The 8,480-nt window shown below is 62.7% G+C and carries 7 protein-coding genes, 1 tRNA gene and 1 pseudogene; all 9 read right to left on the reverse strand.

All coding sequences use genetic code 11. The annotated features are described in order from the left end of the window. Position 1: 1 nt before the first annotated feature. Entirely contained in the window at positions 2-4,114 is a 4,113-nt protein-coding gene (gene rpoB / locus Q0319_RS01475) for a DNA-directed RNA polymerase subunit beta (RefSeq protein WP_299450421.1), read from the reverse strand. 305 nt (positions 4,115-4,419) lie between these two features. Then, on the reverse strand, positions 4,420-4,803 hold the full coding sequence (gene rplL / locus Q0319_RS01480) for a 50S ribosomal protein L7/L12 (protein ID WP_296464796.1): 384 nt from the start codon (positions 4,801-4,803) through the stop codon (positions 4,420-4,422). A gap of 177 nt (positions 4,804-4,980) precedes the next feature. Further along, positions 4,981-5,502, reverse strand: coding sequence for a 50S ribosomal protein L10 (gene rplJ / locus Q0319_RS01485; protein WP_296464793.1), 522 nt, complete (start codon positions 5,500-5,502; stop codon positions 4,981-4,983). Positions 5,503-5,789: 287 nt separating this feature from the next. Continuing rightward, positions 5,790-6,494 carry a 50S ribosomal protein L1 gene (rplA, locus tag Q0319_RS01490; RefSeq protein WP_296464790.1) on the reverse strand — a complete coding sequence of 235 codons (705 nt, stop codon included), beginning with the start codon at positions 6,492-6,494 and terminating at the stop codon, positions 5,790-5,792. 2 nt (positions 6,495-6,496) lie between these two features. Then, on the reverse strand, positions 6,497-6,928 hold the full coding sequence (gene rplK, locus Q0319_RS01495) for a 50S ribosomal protein L11 (protein WP_296464788.1): 432 nt from the start codon (positions 6,926-6,928) through the stop codon (positions 6,497-6,499). A 134-nt stretch (positions 6,929-7,062) separates the two neighbouring features. Then, a complete protein-coding gene (gene nusG, locus Q0319_RS01500; protein WP_296464786.1) occupies positions 7,063-7,596 on the reverse strand; it encodes a transcription termination/antitermination protein NusG in 534 nt (177 codons plus the stop codon). Between the two features lie 18 nt (positions 7,597-7,614). After that, entirely contained in the window at positions 7,615-7,995 is a 381-nt protein-coding gene (secE, locus tag Q0319_RS01505) for a preprotein translocase subunit SecE (protein ID WP_299450428.1), read from the reverse strand. Between the two features lie 124 nt (positions 7,996-8,119). Then, positions 8,120-8,195 (reverse strand) — tRNA-Trp (locus Q0319_RS01510). Between the two features lie 209 nt (positions 8,196-8,404). Next, positions 8,405-8,480 (reverse strand): annotated as a pseudogene (locus Q0319_RS01515) (elongation factor Tu); the annotation flags it as partial.

Raw genomic sequence — 8,480 nt, forward strand, 5'->3', positions numbered from 1 at the left:
ATCAGTTACGCTCGAGATCCATGTCGATCCCGAGCGACCGGATTTCCTTGACCAGCACGTTGAACGACTCGGGCATGCCGGCGTCGATCACGTGATCGCCCTTGACGATGTTCTCGTAGACCTTGGTACGGCCGTTCACGTCGTCGGACTTCACGGTCAGCATTTCTTGCAGCACATACGATGCGCCATACGCCTCGAGTGCCCACACTTCCATTTCCCCGAAGCGCTGGCCACCGAACTGCGCCTTGCCGCCCAGCGGTTGCTGCGTGACGAGCGAGTAAGGGCCGGTCGAACGGGCGTGCATCTTGTCGTCGACCAGATGGTGCAGCTTGAGCATGTGCATGTAACCCACGGTCACGGGACGCTCGAACATTTCCCCGGTACGGCCGTCGAACAGGTAGGCCTGGGTCTTGGAGGGAGTCAGCTTCAGCTTCTCCGCCAACTCGTCCGGGTAGGCCAGGTCGAGCATGGTCCGGATGTCCTCCTCCGAGGCACCATCGAACACCGGCGTCGCGAACGGGACACCTTCGCGCAGGTTTTGTGCCAGCTCGATGATTTCATCGTCGGTCAGCTCATCCAGGCGGGCAGGCGTGCCCGTTTGGTTGTAGATCTTCCCGAGGAAGTCGCGGATCTTGGCCACTTCGACCTTGCGGGCGTCGGCCAGCATTTCGTTGATGCGCTGGCCCAGGCCCTTGGCGGCCCAGCCCAAATGCACCTCCAGCACCTGCCCGACGTTCATCCGCGAGGGCACGCCCAGCGGGTTCAGCACGATGTCGACCGGCGTGCCGTCGGCCATGTAGGGCATGTCTTCCACCGGCGTGATCTTGGACACCACGCCCTTGTTGCCGTGGCGGCCTGCCATCTTGTCGCCAGGCTGCAGGCGGCGCTTGACGGCCAGGTAGACCTTGACCATCTTCAGGACACCCGGAGGCAGCTCGTCGCCCTGCGTCAGCTTCTTGCGCTTCTCTTCGAAGGCAAGGTCGAACTGGTGCCGCTTCTGCTCGATCGACTCCTTGGCCTGCTCGAGCGCGGTCGCCGCGGCCTCGTCGGCCAGGCGGATGTCGAACCATTGCCAACGGTCGAGCTCGGCCAAGTACGACTTGGAGATGGCCGCACCCTTGGCCAGCTTGCGCGGGCCGCCGTTGACGACCTTGCCGATCAGCATCTTCTCGATACGATCGAAGGTGTCGTTCTCGACGATGCGCAGCTGGTCGTTCAGGTCTTGGCGATAGCGCTTGAGCTCCTCGTCGATGATCGACTGGGCGCGCTTGTCGCGCACGATGCCTTCGCGCGTGAACACCTGCACGTCGATGACGGTGCCGACCATGCCCGACGGTACGCGCAGCGAGGTGTCCTTCACGTCGGACGCCTTCTCGCCGAAGATCGCGCGCAGCAGTTTCTCTTCCGGCGTGAGCTGGGTCTCGCCCTTGGGCGTGACTTTACCGACCAGCACGTCGCCAGCCTGGACTTCGGCGCCGATGTACACGATGCCGGATTCGTCCAAGCGGTTCAGCTGGCTTTCCGCCAGGTTCGAAATGTCGCGCGTGATTTCCTCGGGTCCGAGCTTGGTGTCGCGGGCCACCACCGTCAGCTCTTCGATGTGGATGGAGGTGTAGCGGTCATTGGCCACCACCCGCTCCGACATCAGGATCGAGTCCTCGAAGTTGTAGCCGTTCCAGGGCATGAACGCGACCAGCATGTTCTGGCCGAGGGCGAGCTCGCCGAGGTCGCTGGAGGCACCGTCGGCCAGCACGTCGCCCTTGGCGATGACGTCGCCACGGCGCACGATGGGGCGCTGGTTGATGTTCGTGTTCTGGTTGGAACGGGTGTACTTGATCAGGTTGTAGATGTCGACGCCAACCTCGCCGGCCACGTTCTCGTCGTCATTGACGCGGATCACGATGCGCTCGGCGTCGACGTAATCGACCACGCCGCCACGCAGCGCCTGCACGGTCGTGCCCGAGTCCACGGCAACGGTGCGCTCGATGCCCGTGCCGACCACCGGCTTCTCGGGACGCAGGCAAGGCACGGCCTGGCGCTGCATGTTCGAACCCATCAGCGCGCGGTTCGCGTCGTCGTGCTCGAGGAACGGAATGAGCGAGGCAGCCACCGACACGATCTGCGAGGGCGCAACGTCCATGTAGTGGACGTTCTCGGGGGCCGTCAACATGGTTTCGCCAGCCTGGCGGCAGGCCACGAGGTCGTCCACGAAGCGGCCTTCCTTGTCGAGCGTGGCGTTCGCCTGCGCGATCACGTAGCGGCTCTCTTCGATGGCCGACAAATACTCGATCTGGTCACTCACCTTGCCGTCCACGACCTTGCGGTACGGCGTCTCGAGGAAGCCGTACTCGTTCAGGCGAGCGTACAGGGCCATGGAGTTGATCAGGCCGATGTTCGGACCTTCCGGCGTCTCGATCGGGCACACGCGGCCGTAGTGCGTCGGGTGCACGTCGCGCACCTCGAAGCCGGCGCGCTCGCGCGTCAGGCCACCAGGGCCGAGGGCCGAGACGCGGCGCTTGTGCGTGATCTCGGACAACGGGTTGGTCTGGTCCATGAACTGCGACAGCTGGCTCGAACCGAAAAACTCCTTGATGGCGGCCGAGATCGGCTTGGAGTTGATCAGGTCGTGCGGCATCAGGTTTTCCGCCTCGGCTTGGCCCAGGCGTTCCTTGACCGCACGCTCGACGCGCACGAGGCCAGCGCGGAACTGGTTCTCGGCCAACTCGCCCACGCAGCGCACGCGGCGGTTGCCCAGGTGGTCGATGTCGTCGATCTCGCCACGGCCGTTGCGCAGCTCGACCAGGACCTTGATGGTGTCGAGGATGTCCTCGTTGGTGAGCGTCATGCTGCCGCTGGCATCGGTACCACGTCCCAGTCGGCTGTTGACCTTCATGCGGCCCACGCGCGAGAGGTCGTAGGTTTCTTCGCTGAAGAACAGGCGATGGAACAGCGCCTCGACGGCCTCCTCGGTGGGGGGCTCGCCCGGGCGCATCATGCGATAGATGGCCACGCGGGCGGCGGTCTGGTCGGTCGTCTCGTCCATGCGCAGGGTCTGCGAGATGTACGGACCCTGGTCCAGATCGTTGGTGTAGAGCGTCTGGATCTCGCGCACGTTGTGCTCGCGCAGCTTGGTCAGCAGCGCTTCGGTCAGCTCGTCGTTGGCGAACGCGACGATTTCGCCCGTCTCGGGATCAACCACGTTGCGGGCCAGCGCGCGGCCGAGCAGGAAGTCCTCGGGAACGGAGATCCGCTTGGTATCGGCCGCGACCAGGTCGCGGATGTGCTTGGCGTTGATCCGCTTGTCTTTCTGGACGATGACGTTGCCAGACTTATCGTTGATGTCGAAACGCGCGACTTCGCCCTTCCAGCGGTCGGGCACGAACTCCATCAGGGCGCCTTCGCTCTGCAGTTCGAAGGTGTCGAACGAGAAGAAGTGCGCCAAGATGTCTTCCGGCGTCATGCCGATGGCCTTGAGCAGGATCGTGACCGGCATCTTGCGGCGGCGGTCGACGCGGAAGAACAGGATGTCTTTGGGATCGAACTCGAAGTCCAGCCACGAACCGCGGTAGGGAATCACGCGGGCAGAGAACAAAAGCTTGCCCGAGCTGTGCGTCTTGCCACGGTCGTGCTCGAAGAAAACGCCCGGCGACCGATGCAGCTGCGAGACGATGACGCGCTCGGTGCCGTTGATGACGAACGAGCCGGTGGGAGTCATCAGCGGGATTTCTCCCATGTAGACTTCCTGCTCCTTCATCTCCTTCACGGTCGGCTTGCTTGCTTCGCGGTCGAGCAACACCAGGCGCACCTTGGCGCGCAGGGGCGACGCGAAAGTCAGGCCACGTTGCTGGCACTCGCGCACGTCGAAGGGAGGATCGCCGAGCGTATAGCTGACGAACTCCAGCCGCGCCATCTGGTTATGGCTGACGATGGGGAAAATCGAGGTAAATGCGGCTTGCAGGCCCTCGTTTTTGCGCTGCAGGGGAGGCGTGTCCGCTTGCAGGAAAGTACGATAGGACTCGAGCTGGGTCGCCAACAGGAAGGGAACGGTTTGCACGTCCTCGCGCTTGGCGAAGCTCTTGCGGATGCGCTTCTTTTCGGTGAACGAGTAGGGCATGAGCACTCCGACTCAGGTTGCGTGAACCACGGGTAATGGTCCTAAAATACGACTTCGAAATCTCAGCGAGGCCACCCGCCGGCAAAGGCCGGTGCCCCTCTGCCGGGATCCCCCGGCACGGGTTTCGGGTCCGCAGGCGGCATCATCCCCACCTGCGCACCGGAAATCCGTAGGCGCCGCCTCGCGCATCGGGCACACAAGGCGGCGGTACTGCATCGAAAAACGTCCCTTAAAAGCCGTTTTCCAAAAACGCAAAAACCCGGAGGCCGTTTTGGAGCGGCCACCGGGTACCGGCAGGGGTCGAATTACTTGACTTCGACCTTGGCACCGGCTTCTTCGAGCTTCTTCTTGGCAGCTTCGGCATCGGCCTTGGACACGCCTTCCTTGACAGGCTTCGGAGCGCCGTCGACCAGGTCCTTGGCTTCCTTCAGGCCCAGGCCGGTCAGCTCGCGAACGGCCTTGATGACGTTGACCTTGTTGGCGCCGACGTCGGCCAGGATCACGTTGAACTCGGTCTGCTCTTCAGCAGCAGCGGCAGCGCCACCGCCAGCAGCGGGAGCAGCCACGGCCACGGCGGCAGCAGCGGCGGACACGCCGAACTTCTCTTCCAGGTCCTTGATCAGTTCCGACAGTTCCAGCACGGTCAGGCCGGCGATGGCGTCGATGATTTCAGCTTTGCTAAGTGCCATTTTTCTAAAACTCCAATGAATGTGATACCAGGTATTGGGTGTCGCTTCGTGTCACGAATTCCGGGGAAAGGAAACTTGGTCGATTTCTCGATCCATCCATCCCTCGCGGTTCCGGCCCGGCCCTCGGGGCCTCGGCCCGACGCGGGCGCCGGACCTGCCTTCGCCGCGCACAGGCGATTAGGCCGCCTGCTTGTCCCGCACGGCGGCAAGGCCGCGCACGAACTTCGTCGGAACTTCGTTGAGCGTACGCACAAACTGTGCAACGGGTGCCTGCATGGTGCCCAGCAACTTCGCCAGCAACTCTTCGCGCGAGGGCAGCGAGGCAAGAGCCTTGACGCCTTCGACGTTCATCAGGCTGTTCGGCATGGCGCCGCCCTTCAGAACGAGCTTGTCGTTGGTTTTGGCGAAGTCGGACAGCACCTTGGCGGCCGCGACCGGATCGGAGCTGATCGCATAGATCAGCGGACCGGTCAGCTGCGCCGACAGAGCCTCGAAAGGCGTGCCGGTCACAGCGCGGCGAGCCAGCGTGTTCTTCAGAACACGCAGGTAAACGCCCGATTCACGCGCTTGCTTGCGCAGTACGGTGACGGAAGCGACGTCCAGACCACGATACTCGGCGATAACGATCGATTGGGCTTTGGCAACCTGCGCCGCAACTTCCTCGACGACCACCGTTTTCTCTTGACGATTGAGACTCACGGTTTGAACACTCCATCATAAGGCGCTCGGGTACCACCCTTGCGCCAACCGAATGCGGCGAACCTGGTCGACTTCTTTGGATAAAGAATTCTTCCTGGGAGCGCCGTCTGCGCTGGATCCGCGCCTTGGCGGACAGGCATCGTGCCTGTCCGCGGGCATCGGTTTTAAGATCCACCTCGTTCCCTGGTACCAGGGCATTCGGTTTCACTCCAGCGGTCTTTGACAGCAACACCTTGCGCTCGGCAGAGCCTTGCGCTCGGTGCAGCCCAAAGTCTGTTGTCCTGCGATTACTGCTGGCCGGCCGTCAAAGAGGCCTGGTCGACGCGGATGCCGCCACCCATGGTGGAGGAAACCGCCAGCTTACGCAGGTAAATGCCCTTGGCCGATGCCGGGCGGGCCTTGTTCAACGCGTCGATCAGCGCCAGCAGGTTGGCCTGCAGCTGCTCCACCTCGAACGAAGCACGGCCGATCGTGGCGTGGACGATCCCGGCCTTGTCGGTGCGGTATTGGACCTGGCCGGCCTTGGCGTTCTTCACAGCGGTCACGACGTCGGGCGTCACGGTGCCGACCTTGGGGTTCGGCATCAGGCCGCGGGGGCCGAGGATCTGGCCCAGCGCGCCGACGACACGCATGGTGTCGGGCGAGGCGATGACCACGTCGAAGTCGATCTGGCCGCCCTTGATGCGCTCGGCCAGGTCTTCCATGCCGACGATGTCGGCGCCGGCGGCCTTGGCAGCCTCGGCCTTCTCGCCTTGGGCGAACACGGCCACGCGCACGCTCTTGCCGGTACCGGCGGGCAACACGACCGAGCCGCGGACCAGCTGGTCGGATTTCTTCGCATCGATGCCCAGCTGCACGGCCAGGTCGATGGATTCATCGAACTTGGCGGTGGCGGTTTCCTTGACCAGCGCCAGCGCTTCAGTCACGGGATACAGCTTGCTGCGATCGATCTTGGCGCGCAGAGCGGCTACACGTTTCGACAAGCGTGCCATGATTACAGACCCTCCACCGTGATGCCCATGCTGCGGGCGCTGCCCGCGATCGTGCGAACTGCAGCGTCCATGTCGGCGGCCGTCAGATCAGCTTGCTTGGTCTTGACGATTTCCTCGACCTGGGCGCGAGTCAGGGTGCCCACCTTGTCGGTATGGGGCTTGGACGAACCTTTCTGGATGCCAGCCGCCTTCTTCAGCAGAATCGTCGCCGGGGGCGACTTCATCACGAAGGTGAAGCTCTTGTCGGCATAGGCGGTGATCACCACGGGAATCGGCAGGCCGGGCTCCATGCCCTGCGTCTTGGCGTTGAACGCCTTGCAGAATTCCATGATGTTCAGGCCGCGCTGACCCAGCGCCGGACCGATGGGGGGAGAGGGATTGGCCTTACCAGCCGGCACTTGCAGCTTGATAAAGCCGACGATTTTCTTCGCCATGCTTTGCTCCTTTCGGGTTCAAGCGCAAACTTTTTCGGTTTGCTCCCCGAGGTTGACGGTCGAACCAACTCGCGGCGAAAACGCCGCAAGCCGGATGGCGCCGACCGCAGCGCGCCATCCGGCCGTATGCCTCGTCAGGACTTCTCGACCTGACTGAAATCGAGCTCCACCGGGGTCGACCGGCCAAAAATGGTGACCGACACGCGCAGCTTGCTCTTTTCGTAGTTCACGTCCTCGACGTTGCCGTTGAAGTCGGTGAACGGACCTTCCTTGATGCGGACCATCTCGCCCACTTCGAAGAGGATCTTGGGACGCGGCTTCTCCACGCCCTCTTCCATCTGGGACAGGATCTCGTCGACTTCGCGCTGGGGGATGGGGGTGGGGCGGTTGCCCGAACCGCCGACGAAGCCCGTCACCTTGTTGGTGTTCTTCACCAAGTGCCAAGTCTCGTCGGTCAATTCCATCTCGACCAAGACGTAGCCCGGGAAGAAACGACGCTCGGTGATCGACTTCTGCCCGCCCTTGACCTCGATGACCTCTTCGGTGGGCACCAGGATGCGGCCGAAGGAATCCTGCAGACCGGCGCGGTTTATCCGCTCCGTAAGCGCCTTCTGAACGCTTTTCTCCATGCCGGAATAGACATGGACAACGTACCAACGCTTGCTCATAGCCTTTCTTCCGCCCTGTTATTTCCACCCGAGCACGAGGTCATACAAGACCCACTCGATGGTTTTGTCGGTAACCCACAAGAACACCGCCATGACCAGCACGAAGGCGAACACCACCATCGTGGTCTGAACGGTTTCCTTGCGGGAAGGCCAGACTACCTTGCGCGTTTCCTGCACGGAGTCCTGGCCGAATGCGATCAGGCGGCGGCCAGGCTCACTGAACCATGCGATCACCAACGCCACGACTACGCCAGCGATGATCACGCCCACGCGGGCAATCATGGGGCTGTTCGACAAGGCGTAGAAACCCGCCAGCCCCGCGACGAACGCCGCGATAGCCAGGCCCAGCTTGATGCGGTCGGCAGTGCTTGTTACGGTTTCGACGTTTGGATTCGACATCTTTTCGTCCGGGCAAGCGCCAAATCATGACGCCAGCGGTGCTAACAAACACCCAGGCCGGCTTGGCGCTACTACCAGGCTTCGAACGGAAGCCCGGACTAGAACCCGCGAGCTCCGGGAGAAGTGGCAGGGGAAGAGGGAATCGAACCCACAACCTTCGGTTTTGGAGACCGACGCTCTGCCAATTGAGCTATTCCCCTATGGATGAAGCCCCCCTGTGCTTGCGCACGCCAGGAGGCGAAGCCTGCAAACCGGAAAACCAGCACGCAGTTTTCGGGATCACCCCTGGTTCATTAGGGAAGGCCTCGAAACTTCTAATACCTCACTATACTGCTGCTCGGCACGGCCACCCATCCAGGGAGCCGCCGCGCCGGCTGCGCCGACCGACGACACCCAGGACGGAACCCGATTAGGCGATGATCTTGGCGACCACGCCAGCGCCGACGGTACGGCCACCTTCGCGGATGGCAAAGCGCAGGCCCTCT

The sequence above is a fragment of the uncultured Pigmentiphaga sp. genome, assembly GCF_937950555.1.
Lineage (GTDB): Bacteria > Pseudomonadota > Gammaproteobacteria > Burkholderiales > Burkholderiaceae_B > Pigmentiphaga.

Excerpts from the sequence above, each read along its gene's own strand:
- rpoB (WP_299450421.1), bottom strand. The coding sequence starts at position 4,114 with ATGCCCTACTCGTTCACCGAAAAGAAGCGCATCCGCAAGAGCTTCGCC.
- rplL (WP_296464796.1), bottom strand. The coding sequence starts at position 4,803 with ATGGCACTTAGCAAAGCTGAAATCATCGACGCCATCGCCGGCCTGACC.
- rplA (WP_296464790.1), bottom strand. The coding sequence starts at position 6,494 with ATGGCACGCTTGTCGAAACGTGTAGCCGCTCTGCGCGCCAAGATCGAT.
- rplK (WP_296464788.1), bottom strand. The coding sequence starts at position 6,928 with ATGGCGAAGAAAATCGTCGGCTTTATCAAGCTGCAAGTGCCGGCTGGT.
- nusG (WP_296464786.1), bottom strand. The coding sequence starts at position 7,596 with ATGAGCAAGCGTTGGTACGTTGTCCATGTCTATTCCGGCATGGAGAAA.
- secE (WP_299450428.1), bottom strand. The coding sequence starts at position 7,995 with ATGTCGAATCCAAACGTCGAAACCGTAACAAGCACTGCCGACCGCATC.